This window comes from Vibrio sp. V38_P2S17PM301 (genome assembly GCF_009904845.1).
In the GTDB taxonomy this organism is placed as follows: domain Bacteria; phylum Pseudomonadota; class Gammaproteobacteria; order Enterobacterales; family Vibrionaceae; genus Vibrio; species Vibrio proteolyticus.
This window is the reverse complement of record NZ_WXWO01000070.1, coordinates 1-25,664: the sequence shown is the minus strand read 5'-3', so window position 1 is coordinate 25,664 and position 25,664 is coordinate 1. Positions and strand designations below refer to the sequence as shown.

Genomic DNA, 25,664 nt, shown 5'->3' with positions numbered 1-25,664 from the left:
AGTGAGTAAATATGACAATTTTATTTCAAAATAGACCAAACTTTATTGTTGTATGGATTTCAGTTGTTTAATGCGATCTGTAATATAAATGTCACCTAAACGAAATAATATGACACCAGCGTATAAATGATAGAGGAAGACATGGCAAAGGCCGAATTTTCATTGCAGGAACGCGACAGAAAGCGATTGGTGAAAGATCGCCTGGTTCGTGCGGCCGTGTCTTTTGGTGGCGTCAGTGTATTGGCGGCGCTGGTGTTGATCTTTATCTATCTGGCGATGATCGTGTTGCCTCTGTTTTCCGACGCCAAAATTCATCCCAACCAGGCTCAAACATCGATCTCGATCAGCGATCCCGTATTCATCGGTTTGGATGACAGTGGTGAACTGGCGTATACCTTATCCGCTGAAGGACAACTTGATTTCTGGGCAATGACGTCGCCTGCCAGCGCGGCGCAATATTCTGAACAGGTCGCGCAGCCAGGGAGTCTGTTCGCCCGTGGCCTGCCCTCTTCAGGGTGGCTTGCCGCCGCCACTTCGCAAGGTCATCTGACGATATTCAAACCACAACCCGCCGGGCTGAACAGTCCGTCAGGGCAATCACCATCACCGAAAGTTGTACGTTATCCTCAGGCCGATAAACTGACACTGACGTTTGGCAGCCAACAACTCAAGCAGTTTGTGTTTGGCGTGTCTGGCCGAACACCGACCGCGGCCGGGTATTTTGATGACTACAGTGTGGCGGTCAAATGGCTGGATGCTCAGCAACGGATCCATCAGTTTGTTTTTCCAACCCCATTCATCGGCCTGGATCAGATGTTGCTGACACCGGATGGCCAAACGCTGTATCTGCGCACCGGTTCGGAACTGGTGGTGGCCCGGCGTCACCAGAGCGGGTATGCGGTGCGCGAAGTGGTGGATCTGAGCGACGGAGCCACCCGCCATGGCGTAACGGATGTGACACTGCTGTCCGGCGCGTACTCGTTATTGGTGACGCATAAAGATGGCCTCGTCACACAGTGGTTCGATGTTTTCAAAGATCAACAGCGTCATCTTACCCAGATCCGCTCGTTCAAACTCGCGTCACAGTTGAAATTGTTGCTGCCGGATACCTATCGTAAGGGCTTCTACAGTTTTTATCTGAACGGGACGGTGCAGAGTCATTATACGACCAGTGAAAAGCTGGTGTTGTTTGATCGCGCCTACACTCAGGCACCGCAACTGGCGGCGATGTCGAACAATGAACGTTTTTTACTCACGTATCTCGATGGGCTGTTGAGCGTTGCAAAAGTCGACAACGGCTATCCGGAAATTTCGTTATCTTCGTTGTGGCAGAAAGTCTGGTATGAAAGTTATCCTGAGCCGCAATATGTGTGGCAGACCACCTCTGCCAGTGATGATTTTGAAGCCAAGTTCAGCCTGATACCGATCGCGTTTGGTACCCTGAAAGCGGCCGCTTACGCGATGTTGTTTGCGGTGCCGATTGCCATTCTCGGTGCAATATACACGGCGTATTTTATGTCCCCCCGTTTGCGTCGTGTGGTTAAACCGACGGTCGAACTGATGGAAGCGTTACCAACCGTGATCATTGGTTTTCTGGCTGGGCTCTGGTTTGCACCCATTGTCGAAACACACCTGACGGCAGTGTTCGTTCTGCTGGTTTTTCTGCCGCTGGCCACGGTGGTGGTCGGGGCGGTATATCAACTGCTTCCGACCCGATGGACGGGGCGTTTACCTAATGGCTGGCATGTGTTGATTCTGATGCCCGTGCTGGTGGTCCTGACTACACTGCTGATGCTCAACAGCGCCCAGTTGGAAGACGGGTTGTTTCACGGTGACATTCGCGTATTTCTCGCCAGCCATGGCATCGACTATGATCAGCGTAACGCGCTGGTGGTGGGCTTTGCGATGGGATTTGCGGTGATACCGACCATTTTTACCATCGCAGAAGATGCGATTTTCTCTGTGCCCAAGCACTTGTCTGACGGCTCGCTCGCCCTGGGTGCTACGCCCTGGCAGACGTTGATTCATGTGGTGTTACTGACCGCCAGCCCGGGGATTTTCTCAGCCGTCATGATGGGGCTGGGCCGTGCTGTGGGAGAAACCATGATTGTGCTGATGGCGACCGGAAACACCCCCATTATGGATTGGAACATTCTCGAAGGCATGCGCACGCTATCCGCCACCATTGCGGTTGAAATGCCCGAGTCCGAAGTGGGCAGCTCGCATTTCCGGATTCTGTTCCTCGCGGCGCTGATTTTGCTGATGTTCACGTTTGCTGCCAACTCTCTGGCGGAATGGGTAAGACAACGATTAAGAGATAAGTACCGTGCGCTGTAACCTAACATTCGATTTTGAACTTAGCGGGGCCGGCCGTGTTTAACTGGCTAAGAAGTGGCACGCCATGGGTATGGCTGACTGGCGGGGCGGTCAGTGCCAGCCTGTTGTCAGTACTCGGCCTGTTGCTGCTGATCGGCTGGAAGGGCTTGTCCTATTTCTGGCCGGCTCCCTTGTATGAATGGAAAACCACCTCAGGCAGTACTATGGTCGGGCAGTTGTATGCCCGCGAATCCGTGCCGGTGAATCACTTGGTGGAGATGAAAAAGCACCTGCCATCATCGGTGATTGAAGAGGGGCTGGTCGATCGACTCAGCATCAAAGTGGCCAACCGCGATGTATTTCCGGCCGATTTTATTTCCGTACTGGATGTGGATATTGCGTCGCGCCGTCAGCCGTCCGGCTGGGCGGTGGTCGAACGTACCCGCAGCGGTAACTTTTTTGCTAAACCGGTGGCGTACGTGAGCGCCGGAGTCAGCGAAAGCAGCGATATCTCGGAGCGGATTGAACTTGGGCTGGACAAAGCGCAGCAGCTGCGTGAAGCAATTGAACGGGTGATAGCCAAAGAAATTCGCATCATCAGTGGCTTGAGTGAAAAGCTGCGCCTGGAGCATCGTCGCCGAGAGTTGAATCACCGCCTCGATGCGGCCTACCAGACTCAGTATGAGCAGCGTCAGGCACAATTTAAGGCGCAATTGCAGACCGCAGAAGCCAAGCTGGACGGCCTGCGCAGTCAGCTCAATCATGACGCATTGGTTGTGGAAGACATGACGGGTGAACGGCATGTGATTCCATTGAGCGACATTCTTGATCTCTGGTATCCCAATGACATGCACCTGCTGGCGAAAGTCGCGCAGTGGGGCAAGCAGATGTGGAAGTTTCTCGCCGATGATCCGCGGGAGTCCAACTCCGAGGGGGGGGTGTTTCCGGCGATATTTGGCACCGTACTACTGGTGATCATCATGTCGATCATCGTGATGCCGCTTGGGGTTCTGGCTGCGGTGTATCTGCATGAATATGCGAAAAATAATTGGTTTACTCGGGTGATTCGCGTCGCGGTTATCAATCTGGCGGGTGTGCCGTCCATAGTTTACGGGGTGTTTGGGCTGGGCTTTTTTGTCTATACCTTAGGTGGGTCGATCGATGCGCTGTTTTACTCCGAGCGTTTGCCCGCACCGACGTTTGGCACGCCGGGGCTGCTGTGGTCTGCGTTAACGCTGGCGGTCCTGACGCTGCCGGTGGTGATTGTGGCCACTGAAGAGGGTCTGACCCGGATTCCGGTGTCAGTACGTCATGGCTCACTGGCCCTCGGCGCGACTCAGTTTGAAACGCTATGGCGTATCGTATTACCGATGGCGAGTCCGGCCATCATTACCGGCTTGGTGCTGGCCGTGGCGCGCGCTGCAGGCGAGGTTGCCCCATTGATGCTGGTGGGGGCGGTCAAGCTGGCTTCCAGCCTGCCAGTCGACAGTCAGTTTCCGTTTTTGCATCTCGAACGTAAGTTCATGCATCTCGGTTTTCATATTTATGACGTCGGTTTCCAGACCACCAATATTGAAGCGGCGCGTCCACTGGTGTACGCAACCTCATTTTTACTGGTCACCGTGATTGTCGGTCTGAATCTGACGGCGATCAGCATCCGCAATAATTTGCGGGAAAAATACCGAACATTGGGACAAGATTAAGCATGTTTTCAGTCAATCAAACCCTCGGGTATCAGCCCCCGATCGACGTCAACAACCTCAGTGATGAGCAGACGGCCATCGCGATTGAGCAGTTGAGCTTGTTCTACCAGAGCGCTCAGGCGTTGAGTGACATCTCCATGCGCATTCCGAAAGGGCAGGTGACGGCTTTCATCGGCCCCTCCGGCTGCGGGAAATCGACCTTGCTGCGCTGCATTAACCGTATGAATGATCTGGTCGAAGGGTGTCGGGTCGAAGGTAAAGTCAAACTGCACGGCAAAAATGTCTATCATCCGACCGTGGATGTCGCCACCTTGCGCCGCCGGGTCGGAATGGTCTTCCAGCGCCCGAATCCATTCCCGAAATCGATTTATGAAAACGTGGTGTACGGGCTGCGTCTGCAGGGCATCCGCAACAGTCGTACTCTTGATGACGCCGTTGAACGTTCACTGCGTGCTGCTGCATTGTGGGAGGAAGTGAAAGATCGACTCAACGAGAATGCGTTTGGCTTGTCCGGTGGCCAGCAACAGCGTCTGGTGATAGCCCGGGCGATTGCGATTGAACCGGAAGTGCTGCTGCTGGATGAGCCTACTTCGGCCCTGGATCCGATCTCGACTCTGACGATCGAAGAGCTTATCAATGATCTCAAAACCAAATATACCGTGGTGATCGTCACGCACAACATGCAACAGGCGGCCCGAGTCAGTGATCACACGGCGTTTATTCATATGGGTAAACTGGTGGAATATTCGGATACCGACTCCATCTTTACCTCGCCGATGAAAAAGCAGACCGAAGACTATATTACCGGTCGTTACGGTTAAGCGATTTACATTGGTGAGGTTTCACGATACACATGAGCTATCCTGATCTATAACAAGCAACACAATAGGGAATTCTATGCATTTCGGTCGTCACATTTCCGGTCAGTTTAACGTTGAGCTGGAATCAATCCGTACCCATGTTCTGACCATGGGCGGATTGGTGGAACAGCAATTGTCGTTTGCGATGCAGGCACTGCACAAGGAAGACATTGAACTGGCGCGCAAAGTGGTACGTGATGATCACAAAGTGAATGCAATGGAAGTCTCCATCGACGAGGCGTGTACCCGTATCATTGCCAAGCGTCAGCCGACGGCGAAAGATCTGCGCCTTATCATGGCGATCATCAAGACCATCACGGATCTGGAGCGTATTGGTGATGTGGCGACCAAAATTGCGTACGTGGCGATTGAAAATCCTTCCTCCCAAGAGGGGCAGTTTAATGTATCGCTTGAGCCACTGTGTCGTCAGGCAATCACTATGCTGCATCAGGTTTTGGATGCCTTTGCGCGCATGGACGTCGATGCCGCCGCCAATGTTCACAAACTCGATGATAAGCTCGATGCGGAATACGAGGCGGTGATCCGCCAGTTGATGACTTACATGATGGAAGACACGAAAAACATTCCGCATATTCTTCAGGTCATGTGGTCGGCTCGTGCCATTGAACGGGTCGGAGATCGTTGCCAGAACATCTGTGAGTACATCATCTATTTTGTCAAAGGCAAAGATGTCCGCCATCTGGGGGATCAGAGCATCGACGACGCGCTGCGTTAATATTTTTGCGGGACAAACGTTTGTTCGTCCTCAGGCGCACGGACATAACCCTGTTTGTTGACTTCAGGCAAGTCAATCTCCGGATAGTCAATGCGCTGATATTCAATCTGGCTGAGCAAGTGACTGATGCAGTTCAGCCGGGCGCGCTTTTTGTTATCAGAAGGCACCACCCACCAGGGGCACTGTTTGGTGTCGGTGTGGGCAAACATTTTGTCTTTGGCCTCAGAGTACTCCGCCCAGCGGCTGCGTGACTCCAAATCCATTGCACTGAACTTCCAGCGTTTGATCGGGGTGTGGATACGATCAAGAAACCGTTTTTCCTGCTCTTCATCGGACACCGAAAACCAGTATTTGATCAAAATGATGCCAGAGCGCTGCAGCATGCGTTCGAATTCTGGACAGGAATACAGAAATTCGTCATACTGCTCGTCCGTGCAAAATCCCATGACTTTTTCAACGCCGGCACGGTTATACCAGCTGCGGTCAAACAGGACAATTTCGCCCGCGGACGGCAGGTGAGCGACATAGCGCTGAAAATACCACTGAGTCTTTTCTTTTTCGGTCGGAGCCGGCAGTGCGGCCACGCGGCACACCCTAGGATTGAGCTTTTCAGTGATCCGTTTGATCGCGCCGCCTTTGCCTGCCGCGTCACGGCCCTCGAAAATCACCACTACTTTAAGCCCCTGCAGGCGTACCCACTCTTGCAGCTTGACCAGCTCGACCTGAAGCCGTTTGAGCTCTTTCTCATAGAGTTTCTTTCCTAGCTTATTACTCATCGCACTCTCCTTAACGCTTACCTTTACAGTAGCATCAGTCAAAGAAAGTGTGGTGAGTGAGGTTTAAAACTTGAGAGCTTTTGCTACCTTTTCAATTGCTTGCGGGTTGGTCACTGGCACAACAAAATCATCCGTGCCAGTGTCACCCATTCGGGCACGGTCTGCGACCAACTGCATGTGGCTAGGGCGCTGAGATTTTCCGGACAGGTGTACCTGACGCACGCCGCTGAGAGTAACAATTTCTCTGACGTTGCCAGCGTTAAGCCCGGCTCCGGCCATGATGGCGATTCGTTCACTGGCCTGTGCGACCATCTGACGCAGGACCTGGACTCCGGACAGTGCATCGGCGGCTTGACCAGACGTCAGGACGCGTTCACACCCCAGCGCAATGATGTCCTCCAGCGCCCGGTGGACATTACGGCATTGGTCGATGGCGCGGTGAAAGGTCATCCCCAGTCCATGTAACTGGGCTCGCTCTGCTAACTGATGCGCCTGATCAAGGTCGATATGCCCGTCGCGATCCAACACACCGAAGACGATGCCTTGCAAACCGGCCGATGCTGCCGCGTCAATGTCGAGCAGCATGGCGTTGAGATCGTTCTGTTGATAGAGAAAGTCACCTTGGCGCGGACGAATCATGGCATAGACGGGGACATTGGAGAGTTTAGCTGCGCATTGCATAAAACCAAAACTGGGCGTCAGACCGCCCAAAGCCAGTGATGAACACAGTTCGATACGAGTGGCGCCACCGGCGATGGCCAGAGGCAGGGATTCGAGGTTATCAATACACACTTCGATGTGGAACATGAGCAATACTCAATGACGGAAGAAACCGCGTCAGTATAGCGTGTCGCTGCCCGGGCAATCAGAGTAAAGTTTGCTGCGGCGATTTTCCCCTTTTTGACCAACAAAAAGCCCCGCGGAGAGGCGGGGCTCAGAGAGATGCTTACGCAGCGTCTTCTTGTGGTGTTTCGTCCACCGGGGCGACTTTCTTCGCCTTTTTCGCTGCGGCAGGCGCTTTGCGTTTTTTGGCGCCCAGGGCGTACAAGACTTCGTCTTTGTTTTTCGCCAGATACATGGCCAGCTCTTCTTGCTTGTCTTCCTGCTCAAACAGCTCACTTTTACCCAGTAGTTCGAAAAGCTCATCTGCCATATCCAGCATTTTGTCATAAGCGTCAGCTTCGGCTTTCGAGGTAAAAGTCATCTTCTCTTCTCCGTTGCGTTCCACCACGTACTTGACGATTACAGCCATGGTCCATCCTCTAAATTGATATGAATGTATTACTGTTCTTTTATACAGTTTTTAGCCACTAAAGTCCAGTCGATGTCTCAATTCTGGATGAGGTGGCCGTCCCATTGCTGACAAAAACCGACAAAGGATTTGAGCAGTGGACTCTGGTATTTCTCTTTATGCAGTAGCAGCCAGAAGCGGCGCTTCATGTCCAGCGTCACATTGAGGACGGCCACTCGACCGTCGCGAATCGCCGGATCGGCGGACAACCTCGACAGACACCCCAGACCAAGACCCGCAGACACACAGTTGATCAGCGCTTCGGTGGTGTTGAGCTGGAAGGCTTCGTGCCACTGTTCAATGCGCGGGGCTATGGCACGCAAGAAAAACTCTCGTGAGCCAGAGCCGGCTTCACGCAAGATCCATTGGCTGTGCTCAAACTGACTCAGCGGCACATTATGGCGCCCGGCGAAAGGGTGATCGCTCGGGCAGATGATGCACATTTCATCCTGACTGAACTGCGTTGAGATCAGCTCCGGGTGAAGTGTTTTTCCTTCAATCAGAGCAATGTCCAGCTCGTAATCCACCAACTTCTGACAGATTTGCGCCGAATTGGAAATGAACAGGCTTTGTGAGCGGTGTTGGGTGTGTAGGCGAAAATCACTCAATAGATAAGGCGCCACCTGATTGCCAATCGTGTCACTGGCACCAATACGTAACTGACCGGACAGGCTATGTTCAGCAGCAAACAAGTCGTCAATCGCGTTAGCTCGGCTGAGCAGTTCATCGGCCAGCGGTAACAGTTTTTGCCCTTCCTGATTGAGGATCAGCCGGTTGTTTACCCGATCAAACAGCGCATGCCCCAGTTGTTTTTCCAGCTCAGCCAGCGCCATACTCACCGCGGCTTTGGAGAGATAGAGGGCTTCTGAGGCGGCGGTCAGGGTTTTATGCCGGGTGATGGTGGTGAACACCCTGAGCTGCTTTAACGAAATGTTACTGGCCATATGTTTAGTAATTCTTAACGAGTGTTTTATTTAATTAGATATATTAGAACGAAGGTGGCGGATAAAATAGTTTTCATCATCAAAACTGTGGAGTGCATAGAGGTCGCTATGATTCAGAAAGCCAAACATAAAGTGATGGGGGCACCGACTCCGATGGCCGGTCTGGCGCTGGGCATAGCCAGCCTGGGGTGGAGCTGGGAGAACATGGCTGAACTGCATGGTTACGCGCAATGGGCGAGTGCGGCAGTGGCGAGTGTCCTGTTGCTGATCCTAAGCGTGAAATTCCTTGCTCACCGCCATCTGCTGCAACAAGATCTGGCGCATCCGGTGGTTGGCAGCGTGGTACCTACGTTCGCGATGGCAACCATGGTGGTCTCTAATTCACTAGGGCATTTTCTGCCGTGGGCGGGCGACGCATTCTGGTTGGTGGCGGTGGCCCTGCACGTGGTGTTTTTGGCCAGTTTTGTTTACCACCGAGCGAAAGAGTTCGAGCTGCATCATATGGTGCCGAGCTGGTTTGTACCACCGGTTGGCATCATCGTAGCGGACGTTTCTTTTTCCGGTAATCCACACCTCGCCGGGGTGGCTCAAGCCGCTTTGCTGTTTGGTCTTTTGGCATACGCTGTGATGTTGCCGATGATGATCTACCGCTTCATGTTCACTCAGGAAGTGCCGGATGCGGCCAAGCCGACCCTGGCGATTCTGGCGGCGCCGGCCAGCCTGTCGATGGCGGGATACCTGACGGTGACCGCTGAACCGTCGCCGCTGGTGATTGGGCTGCTGTTCGGGATTGCGGTGTTGATGACGACGATCATCTATCTGGCGTTCTTCAAACTGCTGCGCTTGCCGTTCAGTCCGGGTTATGCGGCGTTTACCTTTCCGATGGTAATCGGGGCAACGGCGCTGTTTAAGATGGCGCACTGGATGGAGAGTATTGGTATGGCGGAGCACTACGTGACTCAGGTGCGCGGTCTGGCGGCTATCGAGCTGATGATTGCCACCTTAGTAGTGGGGTATGTTGCACTGCGCTACGTTTACCATTTGCTTTGGTTACCTCGGTTACAAACCGCTTGAAGCCCAGACTCAACCCGGCCCAGTGCCGGGTTGAGTTCTTTTGCGCGCAAGTGATCAAACTCTGTGCAGTTAGGCTGTTGTTTATCGTCAACAAGGATCCGAGAAACGCTGCGCTTGTGCTAATCTGTGCTTACTGACTTGCAGCGGATACAGGCGCCTACGTGTTTACGGTTTATCACTCGAATCAAATTGATGTTCTTAAATCTCTGCTGGTGGAGCTGATCCGGTTAAGCCCGCTGGAGAATCCATTTGAAAAAGAGCAGATCCTGGTACAAAGCCCCGGGATGTCACAGTGGCTGAAAATCGAGCTCGCCAAAGAGTTTGGTGTGGCCGCCAACCTGGATTTCCCGCTGCCGGCGACCTTTATCTGGACGCTGTTTACCCAAGTTTTGCCTGATGTGCCTAAGCGCAGTGCATTCAATAAAGAAGCCATGACCTGGAAGCTGATGCAGCTCTTGCCGGCCATGCTCGAACACGCCGATTTTGCGCCATTGAAACGTTATCTGGAAGACGACAAGGACGACACGAAGCGTTATCAGCTGGCGGAGAAAATTGCCGATATTTTTGATGGCTATCTGGTGTATCGGCCGGAATGGATAGCCGCGTGGGAAGCCGGTCAGGAGGTGGCTGAGCTCAATAATGAACACCCATGGCAACCTCAGTTGTGGCAGGCACTCTATGATCAGACAATCAGCCTGGGTCAGTCACCGTATCACCGCGCTAATTTGTACGAGCATTTTATTGAGGCTCTGGCCGACGGCCGGTTAGAGCACGCACAGTTACCCAAGCGTTTGTTTGTCTTCGGTATCTCCTCGTTGCCACCGCGTTACCTTGATGCGTTGAAAGTCATCGGTGCGCACATCGATGTCCATTTGATGTTCACCAACCCGAGCCGGTATTACTGGGGGGAAGTGCGTGATCGCAAATATCTGGCGAAACTGGCTGCGAGGCATCGTCAGCATCGGGTATGGCAACAGGATCATTCCGAAGTGGACGGAGAGAGTCCGCAACTGAAAGGGACACTGGACGACAACCTTGCGGATGCGCTGCATACCGATGTGGTTGGCAACAGTCTATTGGCATCAATGGGGAAATTGGGGCGGGACAATCTGTATCTGCTGTCTCAATTGGAGTCACATGAAATTGAAGCCTTTGTCGATGTGGAGCGTGACTCGCTGTTGCATCAGTTGCAGGCTGACATTCTCAATCTGGAAGAGCACCAGGACGACAGTGTGCTCGACAGCAGCCACCACAAACGCCAAGTCACGGAACAAGACAGGTCACTCAGCGTGCATGCCTGCCACAGCCCGATGCGGGAAGTGGAAGTTCTGCATGATCAACTGCTGGCGATGTTTGATGCGGATCCGACGCTCAAGCCACGCGATGTGATTGTGATGGTGGCTGACATCAATGCCTACAGCCCGGCTATCCAGGCGGTGTTTGGTAACGCGCCGGGTGAGCGCTTTATTCCTTACTCAATTTCTGATCGCAGTGCGGATCAGGAGAGTCCGATCCTGACCGCGTTCATGCAACTGGTGAATTTACCGCAGGCACGCTGCCTGGCGTCTGAGTTGTTGGAGCTGCTCGAAACTCCGGCGATGATGGCGCGTTTTGGTATTGATGAGCAGGAATTTGAACTGGCCAAAGTCTGGGTCGAGCAGTCAGGCATTCGCTGGGGACTGAATGCCACCACCGCGGAAGAGTTTGCCCTGCCGTCCAGAGACCAAAACACCTGGCAATTTGGTATCGAACGCATGTTGCTCGGGTATGCTATGCCCGACAGTGCCGGACTGTTCAGCCAGAAAGATCATGAGTTGGCGCCTTACAATGAAGTGCAGGGCATGAGCGCAGAGCTGGCTGGTAAGCTGGCGCACTACATCGAATCGATCAGCCGGTACCGCCAGCGTCTGGCACAAACACAAACCATCGACAACTGGCAAACCACCCTGCTGGTCATGTTGGATGACTTCTTCATGGTGGCGCTGGAGGAGGAACTGGTGCTGACTTCTATTCGTGAAGCGCTGACCCAGTTGAAAGAACAGCTCCAGGATGCGGCGTATCACCAGACGTTGGCGCCGGGCATCGTCAGTTTGTATCTGCACAATCGCTTGTCTGGAACCCGGGTCAGCCAGCGTTTTCTTGCAGGGCAGGTCAACTTTTGTACTCTGATGCCGATGCGCTCGATCCCATTTCGTTGTGTGTGTCTGCTCGGCATGAACGATGGTGTCTATCCGCGTTCGGTACCGCCGGAAGGTTTTGACTTAATGAATGGCCGTGCTCGAGCTGGGGATCGTTCACGTCGTGACGATGACCGTTACTTGTTTCTTGAAGCGCTGCTCTCCGCGCAGCAAAGCTTATACATCAGTTACGTCGGGCGTTCGATTCAGGACAACACCGAGCGGGTTCCGTCGGTGCTGGTGTCTGAGCTGCTTGAATATTGTCAGCAGAACTACTGTCTGGTTGGCGATGAAGCTCTGCCAGTCGATGATTCTGCAGCTCGGTTACTAACAGCATTGACGCTAGAACACGCTATGGTGCCCTTTAGTCCGTTAGCTTTTCAGGGGGAGCAGGCCAGTTATGCCAGAGAATGGTTGCCTGCGGCGCTGCGTCAGGGGCAGCGCAGTGGCGATTTTAACCGCCAGTTGAGTGATTACCTGCTGGATGCGACGTATCCGTTGGCACTGGATCTGGTAGAGCTGCAACGCTTTTGGCGTTTGCCAGTGCGCTATTTCTTTAACCGTCGACTGAAAGTGGTGTTTGAACCACCGCTGCCAGTGACAGAAGATGACGAACCGTTTGTGTTGGGTGGGTTGGAAAGCTACCAGATGCGTGATCAATTGGTGGAAGTCTTGTTGGATGCCCGTGCTCAGAATCAGGATCCGCAACAGGCGCTAGAGTATTTTGCCCGGCGTCAGCGTGCTGAGGGCAAGTTGCCGATCGGCGCATTCGGTGAGCTGGAGTTTGAAACCAACCGGGTTCAGGCGCAAGAGCTGGTTGAGACACTGAGCTTTGTTAGCGGCGTACCCCTGGAAGATGTTGATGTAAACTTGACCTTTGATGTACTGGGGGCAGATAAACCCGTTCATCTGACCGGATGGCTGACGCAGTGTTATCAGGCTGGTCTGATTCGTTATCGTAGTGGCCGGATCCGAGCACAGGATTATCTGTCCGCCTGGATTGACCATTTGTCGCTGGCTGCCATGGGACACAGTAAATCCACGCATGTTATTGGTTACGATCGTAAAGAAGGTGCCGTGCATTTTATGTATCCGCCGCTGGATGGCGCAGAGGCTAAGTCATTGTTGGCGGAGCTGGTGCGTCTTTACTATCAAGGCATGACGGCGCCACTGGCGTATTTCCCGCAAACGGCGCTGGCCGGCATCGAAGCGGGGTTCAGTCGTGGAAAGTGGGTGGATGATGAAGACAAAGCGGTCAAGAAAATGGCCGCCACATTTAACGACGGTTATCTGGTGCAAGGCGAAGGACGCGATCCGTATATTGCGCGCATTTGGCCACAGTGGGATGACGCACTGGCTCTGGAAGTCAGGACGTTGTCCGCGTTGGTACTACAAAACGCGAGGCTGAGGATCGAGAATGCTGCTGATAGTTAAGAGAAGTAGAGTGGCCGCCAGTAAATCATTATAGTGTAGGGCGTTCGCTGTACGGCCACAGGTCAGAGGGACCATAATTCTGTGGTGCAGACCAGTCAGGCTGGCTATGCATGTGCAGCGGATACTATCGGCTTGCACCAAAATGATCCGTGAGAGAGATCGCACATTCCCGGAATACAATCGCGTCACGTATCAGTAGGCAAAAGTTTTCAGCGTTTGATCACAAGATGTTGTTCAGTTTAGGAAAAAGGCAATAGGTTTATGACGACTTCGTCCCTCCCCCAGTCACTGAGTCCGATGACATTCCCGTTGCACGGCGCACGTTTGATCGAAGCGTCTGCCGGTACCGGGAAAACGTTCACGATCGCAGGCTTGTATTTGCGGCTGCTTCTGGGGCATGGCGACGAGCATAGCCGTCATGCCGTGCCGTTAACAGTAGACCAGATTCTGGTCGTGACCTTTACGGAAGCTGCGACGGCAGAGTTGCGTGACCGTATCCGGCGTCGCATCCACGATGCGCGCATTGCGTTTGGTCGTGGTGCCAGCGAGGATCCGGTGATTCAGCCGTTACTTGAACAAGTGTCGGATCACCAGCAGGCACAGACTCTGCTGCTGCAAGCTGAACGGCAGATGGACGAAGCGTCGGTGTACACGATTCATGGTTTCTGTCAGCGGATGTTGACGCAGAATGCCTTTGAGTCTGGAAGCCGTTTTAATAACGAGTTCGTGACCGATGAAAGTCACCTTAAAGCGCAAGTGGTGGCGGATTACTGGCGGCGCAACTTTTACCCGCTGCCGCTTCAGTTAGCGGGTGAAGTGCGCCGTATCTGGAACTCGCCATCGGCGCTGCAGGCAGAGATTGGCGGTTACCTGAGCGGTGCGCCATTGACGTTGGCCACGCCCGCCGGAGACGGTGATCTCGCTGCACTTCATCAGCAGAATCTGGAACGTATCAAGGCGTTGAAAGCACAGTGGTGCGAGTGCGCAGACGATTTGCTGACACTGATTGCCGACTCGGATGTTAACAAACGCAGCTACACCAAAAAATCGCTGCCGCAATGGCTCGACAGTGTCACGGCCTGGGCTCACAGCGAGACCCTCAATTACGACGTGCCGGACGCTTTGGCCAGGTTTGCTCAACATACTCTGGATGAGAAGACGCCTAAAGGGACGCCGCCACGCCACGCGGTGTTTGCGGCCATTGAGGCATTTCTTGCCCAGCCCGTCAGCCTCAAGGCGCCGATGATGGCTCATGCGATCACCTCGTGTCGTACTCTGCTTGCCAGTGCCAAACAGCAGAAACAGTGGCTATCGTTTGATGATTTGCTTAGTCAGTTGTCGGCCGCACTCGATCAGGATGAAACGGACGCATTGGCAGAACGCATCCGCACTTTGTACCCGGTGGCGATGATTGATGAATTTCAGGATACCGATCCGCTTCAGTACAGTATTTTCAGTCGCATCTATCTGGATCATCCTCAATGCGGTTTGTTTATGATCGGTGATCCGAAGCAGGCGATCTACGCGTTTCGCGGTGCCGATATCTTTACTTACATCAAAGCCCGTCAACAGGTCCGTGCACACTATACCCTCAATACCAACTGGCGCTCTTCTGCACAGATGGTTGGGGCGGTGAATCAGATTTTCCAGTATCCGGACAGCGCCTTTATTTACGATGAGGACATTCCCTTTCATCCGGTCGAGCATCGTCCGGGCGCGGAACAGAGTGTCTGGATGTTAAACGGCCGGGTACAGCCGGCACTGACCTACTGGTTGATGGACGCCGACGACAAACCACTGGCTAAGAATGAGTACCAGCAGGCCATGGCGGATGCGACGGCCAGTCAGATTCAAACCATTCTGACCGCGGCGCAACAGGGGCAGGCGAGCTTCGCCAGCGGCTCTGGACAACAGCCTGTCCGCGCCGGTGACATCGCCGTATTGGTGCGAACGGGCAGTGAAGGTCGTCTGGTAAAACAGGCCCTGGCCAAGCAAGGGATCGCCAGCGTCTATTTGTCGAACCGGGACAGTGTTTTTACCAGTGGCGTGGCACCGGATATTCAACGCGTGCTGCAGGCGGTACTGACGCCGGAAAACGATCGCGCTTTGCGCGCAGCGTTAGCGTCAGAACTGTTTGCGCTGGATGCGGCGTCGCTGGATGCACTCAACAATGATGAAAATGTGTGGGAAAACACGGTCAACGAGTTCAAAGAGTACCGTAAACTCTGGGTCCAGCGTGGCGTCTTGCCGATGTTGCGTGCGGTGATCAGTAAACGGCATATCGCAGAGCGGTTGCTCGAAGAAGAACAAGGCGAGCGGGTAATGACGGATCTGATGCATCTTGGTGAGCTACTGCAACAGGCCAGTCAGGAGATCGACAGTGATCATGGTCTATTGCGCTGGCTGGCTCAGGCGATAAGTGACGCCGCTAAGGGACTGGGCGGCAGTGATGAACAAATCCAGCGTCTGGAGTCGGAGCGCAACCTGGTGCAGATTGTTACGATCCACAAATCGAAAGGACTGGAATACGATTTGGTCTTTCTGCCGTTTGTCTTCAGTTACCGGGAGGCCAGCGAAGGCAAATATTATGATGCGCAGCGCGATCAAACCATCCTCGATATCAGTGGTAACGACGCAGCGCTCAAGCAGGCCGATAAAGAGCGTCTGGCGGAAGACTTACGTTTGATTTATGTTGCGCTGACCCGCGCCGTGTACGCTTGTTTTGTTGGCGCGGCGCCGCTGCGTCAGGGACGTTCGACCAAAGAGCCCACCGGTGTGCACCGCAGTGCGATGGGGTATCTGCTGCAAAACGGTCAGGAGGGCGGAATCGCCGATCTGAGCCTCGCGATTCAGCGTCAGGTTCAGGCACAAGACGGCGTGGTGCTGGCCGAGATACCGGCGCTGCCCGATACGCCGTATCAACCACCATCGGCGCATGAAGACAGTCTGACGGCCCGGGAGTTACAGACAGCCGTGGATCGTTTATGGCGGGTAACCAGCTATTCCGCGTTGGTGAAACAGGGCAGTCATCAAACGGCCCACGACGCCACACTGGAAGTGACTGGCTTTGATATTGATTCGGCCGACGAGCAAGACGAAGGCGAGTTGCAGACGCCCGAGCGATCGATCTTTACCTTTCCGCGTGGTGCTCGGCCGGGCACCTTCTTGCACAGTGTGTTCGAAGAGATTGAGTTTACGCAGCCGGCTGACAGTGAAGAGAATACCCGGGCGATCACCGAGCTGATGGTCAATGAGCAGCTGGATCTCGAATGGCTGCCAGTGATACAGCGCATGATAACCACGGTGCTGGCGACGCCGTTGGATGGCAAAACATTGTGCCTGAAAGACAAGGCGCCGTCTCAGCGTCTGGTGGAAATGGAGTTTTTGTTACCGATCGAAGTCTTGAGTGCTGCGGCGCTGAACCGGGTCGTGCAGCGCCATGATCCGCTCTCTGCCAAAGCTGGCGATCTGGGTTTTCACACCGTACAGGGAATGCTCAAAGGGTTTATTGATCTGGTGTGTGAACATCAGGGCCGATATTACGTGCTGGACTGGAAGTCCAATCATCTTGGTGATGATGTCAGTTGCTATCAGGGCGAGGCTTTGCAACAGGCGATGGCTGAACACCGGTATGATCTGCAATATCAGTTGTATGCGTTGGCGTTGCATCGTTTTTTGCGCAGTCGTCTGGCGGATTACGACTATCAGCGCCATTTTGGAGGCGTGTATTACCTGTTTTTACGTGGCATGGATGGCGATACCCAACACGGGATCTTTTCAGCCCGGCCGAGCGAAGCGTTTTTGAATGAAATGGATCGGTTGATTGACGGACAAACCATTGAAGCGCGGATCAGTGCAGCGGATGGTAACGGAGCGGCTCAGATGGAGCTGGATTTATGAATGAGTACACAATGAGTGACAATATCATGATGGTGTTACATACGCTGGCTGCACGGGGTAATATCCGCCAGTTGGATGTTCAGTTCGCGGCCTTTATTGCTCGTCAGTGCCCGGCCAGTGAGCCGGCCGACAAACTGGCACTGCTCAGTGCGATCGTCAGTACTGAGCTGGGGCGTGGGCACATTTGCTTGCCGCTGTTCGATGGGCGTGGTCAGCCCACGGATTTGGCGGAGCGCCTCGGGCTGTATGGCGAAGACGCTCTGCGCTTCAGTCAAACGTATCTCGACACCGATTGGCCGGCGTTGTTAAGCCAGGCGTCTCTGGTGGGAAATGGCACGCAACCCCTGCCTTTAGTCTTTGATGGAAAACGAGTTTATTTACATCGTTACTGGCACTATGAAGTGGCCTTGGCGGCGTGCTTAAATAGCTTTGGGACACCCATGAGCTTAAAGCCTACAGGTGTCCAAAAGCTCCGTGAGTTGCTGGATCATCTGTTTGCGCGTGATTACCACTTTTTATTTCACGCGCTGCGTGCCGCGGAACAGCAAGGTAACAGTACGGCGGTGCTGCGTCAGCAACTGGTGTGTGATCACCTGGATGTGATTGCTAGTGAGACAATTGAATGGGACGCGGTCGAACAGGTGTTGTTGTCAACACGTCAGGTCTCCGATCTACAGCGCTTGGACACCCATGTTCCGATGTCGGCGTGCGTTAACTGGCAGAAAGTCGCGGCTGCGGTTGCACTGACACGCCGTTTCGCTGTGATCTCTGGCGGCCCCGGCACGGGGAAAACCACCACGGTGACCCGTTTGCTGGCGGCATTGATCGAACAGTCCAGCGAACACGCCGCACACCTGCCAGAGATCAAGCTGGTGGCCCCCACCGGTAAAGCGGCCGCGCGACTGACGGAATCCATTGGTCGGGCGGTTGCTCAGCTCCCCGTCAGTCCTGAGCTCAAAGCGGCGATCCCGACGGAATCGAGCACGTTACACCGCTTGTTGGGAGCCATTCCGGGGAGTGCGGAGTTTCGTCATCATCGTGATAACCCGCTTCACCTCGATATTCTGGTGATCGATGAAGCGTCAATGGTGGATCTGCCCTTGATGTACAAAGTGGTGGATGCGTTGCCAAAACACGCACGTCTGATCCTGTTGGGGGACAAAGATCAACTGGCATCGGTGGAAGCCGGGGCCGTATTGGGCGACATTTGTTCGTTTCATGCGCTGGGTTACAGTGTTGCGCAGGGACAGATGCTGGCCCAATTAACCGGGTACACGACTCTGACTGGTCACAATCAGCACAGCGGTATGGCCGACAGTTTGTGTATGCTGCAAAAGAGTTATCGTTTCGATGCCCGTTCCGGTATCGGCCAACTGGCTAAAGCGGTCAATGCGGGTAGTGCGCAAAAAGTTGATCTGGTTTGGCAGCGCCAATTTGCCGACATTGAACACATGGCGCTCAGCAGCGAACACTATCGCGCCATGATCAACACACTGGTGGAGGAATACAGTCATTACTTGCACCGCATTGATACGCCGCAATGTGATGACGACGGACAAGTAGAAACCATGAACCACAAAGCCAAAGCGGTGCTGGATACATTCAATCGTTGTCGGTTGCTGTGTGCAGTACGTGAAGGGGATTTTGGTGTGGCCGGACTCAATCACCGGATAGAGAAGGCGCTGGCCGCCAGAAAACGTATTCAGACGCAAGATGAGCTGTGGTATCACGGCCGGCCTGTGATGGTCACGCGTAATGACCATGGCCTCGGCTTATACAATGGTGATATTGGCATCTGTATGCGCGATGACACGGATCCGGAACCCCGGCTGAAAGTGTACTTTGAATTACCGGACGGCAGCGTGAAGTCAGTGTTGCCAAGCCGGGTGCCAGAGCATGAGACGGCGTACGCAATGACTATTCACAAATCACAGGGCAGTGAGTTTGACTTTACCTTGATGATTTTACCACCAGAGTTCAGCCCGATCCTGACTCGCGAACTGATCTACACTGGCATCACCCGGGCAAAAAAACGTCTCGCCTTGTATGCGGATATGCAGGTGTTGAAACGCGGGATTAAAGTTCGGACCGAACGGGCAAGTGGACTGGTTGAGCGGTTAGGGGAGTGAGAGGCGTAACCGTCCGTGGTTAGCGCGAATGTTATTTGCTGAAGGCACTGGAAAACGAAATGCTGCGGATTTTATAGCGAGCCTGATAGTTGAGAATAAAGGCTTTTAATCCTTCGTTTACCGGAAATACACAATGTACATCCAGGCCTTCCAGGAACTGGTTGGTCAGCCATATCCCAGAAACTCTGTATGGAATTACAGATAACGGTTTTCATAGACGATTTGCTCTTAGTAATTTTTTCTACTTCAAGCAATCCATGCGCGCCCAACTGCGTTAGGCAAAAAGTCCTATGACCCTGAGGAAATCTCAAAAAAACACCAAGTCATCAGACTTGGTGTTTAGGGTGAGCAAATAATAGTCAATATATCCACTGAAATAAAGTAAAGTTTGTGTGTGTTTTGTCTGAAATCGGTTTCATTTTGATGTGATGAGAAAAAACAGTGAAATGCCCCGATTGTTTCGCGTTAAGCTCAGACTTTGACACATAAAATTTTGGATCGGCGTTGGTAGTTGTACAAACTTTGTTTGGTCATTGGCAGTGACTCTACGCCGATCTCATAGAAACCTTGTTCACGGAACCAGTGCAGGCTATGTGTCGTCAGGACGAAAATCCGTTCAATGCCTTCGACTCTTGACTGCTGTTTAATGTGGTTGAGCAGCACCAGCCCGCGGTTGCCATCCCGGTATTCCGCATGGATCGCCACACAAGCCATCTCAGCCATTTTGTCTTCCCGGTAGGGATACAAGGCCGCACAGCCAATGATCAGGCCGTCTTTTTCAATAATGGTAAACTGGTGAATTTCCTGCTCAAGTTGCTCGCGTGAGCGGCGGACCAGTATGCCTTGCTCTTCGAGCGGGCGGATCAGATCGAGAATCCCCCCGATATCGTTGATCTGAGCTTTACGTACTTGCTCAGCACTGGCCATGACGATCTGTGTGCCTATGCCATCGAATGAGAACAATTCCTGAAGTAACGCGCCGTCTTCCTTGTAGCTCACCAAGTGGCTGCGTGGCACACCAGCCCGACACGCGGCAATGGAGGCTCGCAGAAAACGCAGTGTGCCGGTACTACCGTCATTGCTTTGATCGACGCATTCTGCCAAACCTTCTAAAATCCGTTCAGCCTCTTTGGGGAACAGCTCCGCAATGGCATTGCCTTCTTCGTCGATGATTCCTTGCTCGGAGCAAAAACCAATCAATTTGTCCGCATTTAATTTAATCGCGACTTGGGTCGCCACTTCTTCAGAGAGCAGGTTAAAACACTCTCCCGTCACGGAACTGGCGATTGGGCCGAGCAACACGATTGAGTTCTGGGCCAAGGCGCGATTGATGCCTTCGATATCGATGCGGCGGATTTTGCCACTGTGGCAATAGTCGATACCATCATCAACCCCCAGTGGTTGAGCGATGACAAAGTTGCCACTGACCACATTGAGTTCGGTGCCCGCCATAGGGGTGTTGTTGAGGCTCATGGATAATCGGGCGGTGATGGTGAGCTGCATTTCCCCCGATGCCTGCATCACTAGACGCAACGCCTGCTCATCAGTGATCCGCACGCCTTTGTGGTACGGTGTGCTCACCTGTTGTGCATCCAGCAGTTGGTTGATTTGCGGGCGTGCGCCGTGCACCAGCACGATCTTGACCCCGAGACTGTGCAGCAGCGCGAGGTCACTGATGATATTGGTAAAGTTTTTGTCGGCCACGGCTTCTCCGCCGAGCATGATCACCATGGTTTTGCCACGGTGAGCGTTGACGTAAGGGGCTGACTGACGGAATCCTTTTACGAGCGCAGTACTTCTGAGTTTCACGAAACGTTACCTGGTGAATTTATATGTTGAAATATTGTCTTTTTATTCACCGCTAAGCAAGCGATATTTCATCGTGAAAATAAAAAAGTGCAAGCCGGATTCTGCCAACCAGCGACTTGATTTAGAATAACGCCAGCCAAGGTTAAGTCTGGCACCATCCCAGGGCAGAGAGCTGCCAGAAAAAAGAGAGACCATCATCAAAAGCGACACGACTTTATCAGAAACCCTCCCGAGTCGGAGACTGAGCAAACGCACGCTCATTGAGCGTGGCCTGATGTTGTTGGTGGCATGCGGCCTGATCGCGGTCGCACTGCTGTATAACCAGGTTTATGCTCAGTTGTCGGAGCGGCTGCACCCCAAGCAGGCAGTGTACGGCACTTGGGTGGAGCAGAACGTGGCCAGTTATGCCAGCGACCGTTTTACCCTCGGGCCGGAAGGGGTCAGTCAGGCTGGGCGGGTGCTGACCACGCGCTATGAGTTTGATGGCCGTTATGTCACGTTTGCCACCGCTCAGCGTGAATATCGCTTTCAGCTACTCAATGATGAATTGACAGAAATGAGGTTGATTTCTCAGAACTATTACCAACCTGTGTATCGATTGTCAGGAAAATTCAAAAAAAACCTCCGCTAACCATTTCGCAATTGTGTTCCTTTTGAGAGTTTGTCATCCTCAGCGCAACTCAACAAAGGAACCCAATTCGTGCTTAAACAACTCCTCCCGCTTACCGCGGCTGTATTGATCTTCGGTTGTGCGCAGCAACCAACCGATGAACTTGGCAAGCAGCCAGCTTCGAAAACACTTCCGCAATTGCTTAACCAGGTGGATGAGGTGCAAACCAACACCCCGCGGGACTATACCCAGTTTGCCGCTCAGGCGCAGGCTGTGGTCGATCGTTCACCGTCGATGGCGAAGATCTATCAGCCACTGTATGCCAAACTGAATGAATGGGTCCTGCAAAGTGGCGATCCGGAAGAATTGAGCCGCTATGGTATTGAGCTGGCTCAGTTGGGCGGTGCGGATAAAAAAGGCAATGTGCTGTTTACTGGCTACTACTCACCGGTGATGGAACTGCGTCATCAACCGGACGCCGTCTACAAATATCCGGTGTATGGCAAACCAAACTGTGGCAGTCAGTGTCCGACCCGCGCTGCGATTTATAATGGTGCTCTGCAAGGCCAGGGACTTGAGCTGGGTTACGCCGCCAATCTGATTGATCCCTTTATGATGGAAGTGCAGGGCAGCGGTTTCGTCCATTTTGAAGATGACGACACGCTGGAGTACTTTGCCTATGCGGGTAAAAACAATCGGGCCTATGTGAGCATCGGCCGGATTCTGATCGAACGTGGTGAAGTGAAACGCGAAGATATGTCGATGAAAGCCATTCGTGACTGGGTGATGAAACAAGATGACGCGACCGTACGCGAATTGTTAGAGCAGAATCCGTCTTACGTATTCTTCGCGCCAAAAGCCGATGCGCCGGTGACGGGGTCGGCTGGTATTCCTCTGTTGCCGATGGCGTCGGTGGCCGGTGATCGATCCATTTTTCCGATGGGGACTCCGATTCTGGCGGAGGTGCCTCTGCTGAATGCTGACGGTACCTGGAGTGGAGCACATCAGCTGCGCTTGTTACTGGTGCTTGATACCGGCGGGGCGGTGAAGAAAAACCATCTGGATCTCTATCACGGGATGGGGCCACGTGCCGGACTGGAAGCGGGTCACTACAAGCATTTTGGCCGGGTGTGGAAATTAGGGCTGGATGGCTCAGCAACGCAAGCGCCTTGGGCGCTGCCACCAGAAAAGCGACAATAAACAGACCCTAGACATTTCAACCAAGAGTGCGTATAAAACGCACTCTTTGTTTTTGTACCCTTCGGACTTCAGAAATGCGTGAACTCGATACCCCAGCTTCAGACAGCTACAACCAGCGCTTTGGCGGTACCCGTCGTTTGTACGGCAACCGTGAAGTGGACATTCTGCGTGCGGCACACGTGTGTGTAATTGGTATCGGTGGGGTCGGTTCCTGGGCGGTGGAAGCTCTGGTCCGAACCGGGGTTGGAGAACTGACGTTGATCGACATGGATGACGTGTGTGTGACCAATATCAACCGTCAGATCCATGCCATGTCCGGCACCGTCGGTCAGAGCAAAATTGAAGTGATGGCAGAGCGGGTACGCCTGATCAATCCGGAGTGCAAAGTCAACCTGATTGATGACTTTATTACCCCGGACAATCAGCATGAGTACCTGAGCAAAGAGTTCGATTACGTACTGGACGCGATTGACAGCGTGCGTGCCAAAGCGTCTCTGCTGGCGTACTGTCGCAGCAATAAAATCAAAGTCATCACCACGGGTGGGGCTGGTGGACAGACTGATCCGACCCAAATTATGGTTGCGGATCTGACCAAGACTATTCAGGATCCGCTGGCGAAAAAAATCAAAGATACCCTGCGTCGTCATCACAACTTTCCGAAGAACCCACAACGTAAGTTTGGGATTGACTGCGTATTTTCGACTGAGCAGCTTAAGTACCCTCAGGCGGACGGCAGTGTGTGTGGCGTGAAGTCAACCGCAGAGGGGCCAAAACGCATGGATTGTGCCAGCGGCTTTGGCGCGGCTACCGTGGTGACCGCAACGTTTGGTTTTGTGGCGGTATCGCGCATCGTCGAAAAACTGATCCAAAAATACTCTTAATGAATCCATACTCATTCTGCCTGTGAGCATTACCGCCGGAGACCACTATGACTGATTTTCCCGTTACCCCGTTTGGCTCAGAGATTTCTGCTGAGGAAGTCGTGTCGATCCTGAAGACTTGTTCAGGCTGGGAGGAGCGCTATCGTCAGGTGATCCAGTGGGGGAAAACACTGCCCAAGATGCCGGATGAGCTGAAATCCGCTCAGGTACTGGTGTCTGGCTGTGAAAGTCAGGTGTGGCTGGTCAGTGAGCAAACCAAGGGCGTGTGGCATTTCTGTGCTGATTCGGATGCGCGAATTGTGCGTGGTTTAATTGCGCTGGTCCTCGCCGCGTATGAAGGAAAAACAGCGGCGCAAATTCAGGCGTTTGATATTGACGCCTATTTTGAACAGCTGGGCCTGATCGCTCACCTTAGCCCGTCGCGAGGAAATGGTCTGAAGGCGATTGTGCAACAAATTAAGGCTCAGACGGCGGCTTAGTCTTCGTCGCCACAAAGCTTGAGCTGGCTCACACAACCCTCCCATGCGAAGGGTTGTTTGTTCTGTACGAAATTTAATCATTGCGATATTAATGCCTTAGTAAAGACATGGTGTTACAGCCCTTGTTGTGACTGCATAAAGGCTGTACAATTCGCGCCCTTAATTAATGTTCCGTCGTTTGAGAGGCCACATGACCACTGAAAAAATCAATCTGCTCGATTTTGATCGCAAAGGGATGCGAGAGTTCTTCGCGCAAGAACTTGGCGAGAAAGCATTTCGTGCTGATCAGGTGATGAAGTGGATCTACCATTTTGGTGTGGATGACTTCGATAACATGACCAACATTAATAAAAAATTGCGTGAAAAACTGCAGCAACGCTGTGAAATCAAAGCGCCAGTGGTCGCCGAAGCACAACACTCTTCCGACGGCACCATCAAGTGGGCAATGAAGGTTGGCGATCAGGACGTTGAAACCGTGTACATCCCGGAAGACGATCGTGCGACTTTATGCGTGTCTTCTCAGGTGGGTTGTGCACTGGAATGTAAATTCTGCTCGACAGCTCAGCAAGGGTTTAACCGCAACCTGAAAGTCTCAGAAATCATCGGTCAGGTTTGGCGCGCTGCGCGTGAAGTGGGTCTGGAAAAAGAAACCGGCCGTCGTCCGATCACCAATGTGGTGATGATGGGGATGGGAGAACCGCTGCTGAACATGAAAAACCTGATCCCTGCGCTGGAGATCATGCTCGATGATTTGGGGTTTGGTTTGTCTAAGCGCCGTGTGACCGTGTCGACGTCGGGTGTCGTCTCTGGCCTGGATCAGATGACGGGCAAAATTGACGTCGCGCTGGCGATCTCTCTGCATGCGCCGAACGATAAACTGCGCAGTGAAATCATGCCGATCAACGATCGCTGGGATATTGAAGATTTTCTGGCGTCAGTACGTCGCTATATTGCTTCTTCCAATGCCAACCGCGGCAAAGTCACGGTTGAATACGTTCTGCTTGATCATGTCAATGACGGCACGGAACACGCGCATGAACTGGCACAGTTGATGAAAGACACGCCATGTAAGATCAACCTGATTCCGTTTAACCCTTACCCAGGCTCGCCATACAATAAACCGAGTAACTCGCGTATTGACCGTTTCCAGAAAACGCTGATGCAATATGACCATACGGTAACGATTCGTAAAACACGCGGCGACGACATTGACGCGGCATGTGGTCAGCTGGTCGGAGATGTGATTGACCGTACCAAACGGACTGCAATGCTCAAAGCAGCGCGTGGCGAGAGCATCGAAGTGAAAGCGGTTTGACCGTATCGAACACAGACATTACCCTAAGCC

The 25,664-nt window shown here is 53.1% G+C and carries 18 protein-coding genes and 1 pseudogene; 13 read left to right on the top strand and 6 right to left on the bottom strand.

From position 1 onward, the window contains the following. Positions 1–141: 141 nt before the first annotated feature. The 4 genes from CAG64_RS15300 (at position 142) to phoU (ending at position 5,615) form a co-directional block, all read left to right on the top strand. Positions 142–2,337, top strand: a complete 2,196-nt coding sequence (locus CAG64_RS15300; RefSeq protein ID WP_161457244.1) for an ABC transporter permease subunit — start codon at positions 142–144, stop codon at positions 2,335–2,337. Positions 2,338–2,372: 35 nt separating this feature from the next. Next, a complete protein-coding gene (gene pstA, locus CAG64_RS15295) occupies positions 2,373–4,019 on the top strand; it encodes a phosphate ABC transporter permease PstA (protein ID WP_161457245.1) in 1,647 nt (548 codons plus the stop codon). A gap of 2 nt (positions 4,020–4,021) precedes the next feature. Further along, positions 4,022–4,840, top strand: a complete 819-nt coding sequence (gene pstB, locus CAG64_RS15290; RefSeq protein WP_021706581.1) for a phosphate ABC transporter ATP-binding protein PstB — start codon at positions 4,022–4,024, stop codon at positions 4,838–4,840. A gap of 76 nt (positions 4,841–4,916) precedes the next feature. Then, positions 4,917–5,615, top strand: coding sequence for a phosphate signaling complex protein PhoU (gene phoU, locus CAG64_RS15285; RefSeq protein WP_161457246.1), 699 nt, complete (start codon positions 4,917–4,919; stop codon positions 5,613–5,615). On the opposite strand, the gene ppk2 is transcribed toward phoU, so the two are convergent. The 4 genes from ppk2 to CAG64_RS15265 form a co-directional block, all read right to left on the bottom strand. After that, the gene (gene ppk2, locus CAG64_RS15280) at positions 5,612–6,391 is read right to left on the bottom strand and encodes a polyphosphate kinase 2 (protein ID WP_161457247.1); all 780 of its coding nucleotides are present in this window, start codon (positions 6,389–6,391) and stop codon (positions 5,612–5,614) included. The two genes, phoU and ppk2, sit on opposite strands and share 4 nt — an antisense overlap. Positions 6,392–6,454: 63 nt before the next feature. Then, on the bottom strand, positions 6,455–7,198 hold the full coding sequence (locus CAG64_RS15275; protein WP_161457248.1) for a copper homeostasis protein CutC: 744 nt from the start codon (positions 7,196–7,198) through the stop codon (positions 6,455–6,457). A 139-nt stretch (positions 7,199–7,337) separates the two neighbouring features. Next, positions 7,338–7,643 carry a YebG family protein gene (locus CAG64_RS15270; RefSeq protein WP_021706585.1) on the bottom strand — a complete coding sequence of 102 codons (306 nt, stop codon included), beginning with the start codon at positions 7,641–7,643 and terminating at the stop codon, positions 7,338–7,340. Between the two features lie 77 nt (positions 7,644–7,720). Beyond that, positions 7,721–8,626, bottom strand: coding sequence for a LysR family transcriptional regulator (locus CAG64_RS15265; RefSeq protein WP_161457249.1), 906 nt, complete (start codon positions 8,624–8,626; stop codon positions 7,721–7,723). Between the two features lie 108 nt (positions 8,627–8,734). Between CAG64_RS15265 and CAG64_RS15260 the strand changes: the two genes are divergently transcribed. The 4 genes from CAG64_RS15260 (at position 8,735) to recD (ending at position 19,340) form a co-directional block, all read left to right on the top strand. Beyond that, positions 8,735–9,700, top strand: coding sequence for a TDT family transporter (locus tag CAG64_RS15260; protein ID WP_161449032.1), 966 nt, complete (start codon positions 8,735–8,737; stop codon positions 9,698–9,700). 161 nt (positions 9,701–9,861) lie between these two features. Continuing rightward, positions 9,862–13,311: an exodeoxyribonuclease V subunit gamma gene (gene recC / locus CAG64_RS15255; protein ID WP_161449030.1), complete on the top strand. Its 3,450-nt coding sequence runs from the start codon at positions 9,862–9,864 to the stop codon at positions 13,309–13,311. 261 nt (positions 13,312–13,572) lie between these two features. Further along, complete coding sequence (gene recB / locus CAG64_RS15250) at positions 13,573–17,211, top strand: exodeoxyribonuclease V subunit beta (RefSeq protein ID WP_161449028.1); 3,639 nt, start codon at positions 13,573–13,575, stop codon at positions 17,209–17,211. After that, positions 17,208–19,340 (top strand): exodeoxyribonuclease V subunit alpha, encoded by a 2,133-nt coding sequence (gene recD / locus CAG64_RS15245; protein ID WP_161449026.1) that lies wholly within the window; start codon positions 17,208–17,210, stop codon positions 19,338–19,340. The genes recB and recD overlap by 4 nt, the downstream gene beginning before the upstream one ends. 31 nt (positions 19,341–19,371) lie before the next feature. Here the strand turns inward: recD and CAG64_RS15240 are convergent. Both CAG64_RS15240 and argA read right to left on the bottom strand, forming a co-directional pair. Further along, positions 19,372–19,555, bottom strand: a pseudogene (locus CAG64_RS15240) (hypothetical protein). Between the two features lie 256 nt (positions 19,556–19,811). Further along, on the bottom strand, positions 19,812–21,149 hold the full coding sequence (gene argA, locus CAG64_RS15235; RefSeq protein WP_161449024.1) for an amino-acid N-acetyltransferase: 1,338 nt from the start codon (positions 21,147–21,149) through the stop codon (positions 19,812–19,814). A gap of 274 nt (positions 21,150–21,423) precedes the next feature. Between argA and CAG64_RS15230 the strand changes: the two genes are divergently transcribed. The 5 genes from CAG64_RS15230 to CAG64_RS15210 all read left to right on the top strand — a co-directional run bounded on the left by CAG64_RS15230 (position 21,424) and on the right by CAG64_RS15210 (position 25,634). Then, positions 21,424–21,780 (top strand): DUF2850 domain-containing protein, encoded by a 357-nt coding sequence (locus tag CAG64_RS15230; RefSeq protein WP_161449022.1) that lies wholly within the window; start codon positions 21,424–21,426, stop codon positions 21,778–21,780. A gap of 69 nt (positions 21,781–21,849) precedes the next feature. Beyond that, a complete protein-coding gene (gene mltA, locus CAG64_RS15225) occupies positions 21,850–22,959 on the top strand; it encodes a murein transglycosylase A (RefSeq protein ID WP_021706594.1) in 1,110 nt (369 codons plus the stop codon). A gap of 74 nt (positions 22,960–23,033) precedes the next feature. Further along, positions 23,034–23,840, top strand: coding sequence for a tRNA cyclic N6-threonylcarbamoyladenosine(37) synthase TcdA (gene tcdA / locus CAG64_RS15220; protein ID WP_161449020.1), 807 nt, complete (start codon positions 23,034–23,036; stop codon positions 23,838–23,840). 47 nt (positions 23,841–23,887) lie between these two features. Next, on the top strand, positions 23,888–24,319 hold the full coding sequence (gene csdE / locus CAG64_RS15215) for a cysteine desulfurase sulfur acceptor subunit CsdE (RefSeq protein WP_161449018.1): 432 nt from the start codon (positions 23,888–23,890) through the stop codon (positions 24,317–24,319). 190 nt (positions 24,320–24,509) lie between these two features. Beyond that, positions 24,510–25,634, top strand: coding sequence for a bifunctional tRNA (adenosine(37)-C2)-methyltransferase TrmG/ribosomal RNA large subunit methyltransferase RlmN (locus CAG64_RS15210; RefSeq protein ID WP_021706597.1), 1,125 nt, complete (start codon positions 24,510–24,512; stop codon positions 25,632–25,634). The last annotated feature ends 30 nt before the right edge of the window (positions 25,635–25,664 follow it).

Coding starts and splice junctions, on each gene's coding strand:
- CAG64_RS15300 (WP_161457244.1), top strand. CDS start 142: ATGGCAAAGGCCGAATTTTCATTGCAGGAACGCGACAGAAAGCGATTG.
- pstB (WP_021706581.1), top strand. CDS start 4,022: ATGTTTTCAGTCAATCAAACCCTCGGGTATCAGCCCCCGATCGACGTC.
- phoU (WP_161457246.1), top strand. CDS start 4,917: ATGCATTTCGGTCGTCACATTTCCGGTCAGTTTAACGTTGAGCTGGAA.
- ppk2 (WP_161457247.1), bottom strand. CDS start 6,391: ATGAGTAATAAGCTAGGAAAGAAACTCTATGAGAAAGAGCTCAAACGG.
- CAG64_RS15275 (WP_161457248.1), bottom strand. CDS start 7,198: ATGTTCCACATCGAAGTGTGTATTGATAACCTCGAATCCCTGCCTCTG.
- CAG64_RS15270 (WP_021706585.1), bottom strand. CDS start 7,643: ATGGCTGTAATCGTCAAGTACGTGGTGGAACGCAACGGAGAAGAGAAG.
- CAG64_RS15265 (WP_161457249.1), bottom strand. CDS start 8,626: ATGGCCAGTAACATTTCGTTAAAGCAGCTCAGGGTGTTCACCACCATC.
- CAG64_RS15260 (WP_161449032.1), top strand. CDS start 8,735: ATGATTCAGAAAGCCAAACATAAAGTGATGGGGGCACCGACTCCGATG.
- recB (WP_161449028.1), top strand. CDS start 13,573: ATGACGACTTCGTCCCTCCCCCAGTCACTGAGTCCGATGACATTCCCG.
- recD (WP_161449026.1), top strand. CDS start 17,208: ATGAATGAGTACACAATGAGTGACAATATCATGATGGTGTTACATACG.
- CAG64_RS15230 (WP_161449022.1), top strand. CDS start 21,424: ATGTTGTTGGTGGCATGCGGCCTGATCGCGGTCGCACTGCTGTATAAC.
- tcdA (WP_161449020.1), top strand. CDS start 23,034: ATGCGTGAACTCGATACCCCAGCTTCAGACAGCTACAACCAGCGCTTT.
- csdE (WP_161449018.1), top strand. CDS start 23,888: ATGACTGATTTTCCCGTTACCCCGTTTGGCTCAGAGATTTCTGCTGAG.
- CAG64_RS15210 (WP_021706597.1), top strand. CDS start 24,510: ATGACCACTGAAAAAATCAATCTGCTCGATTTTGATCGCAAAGGGATG.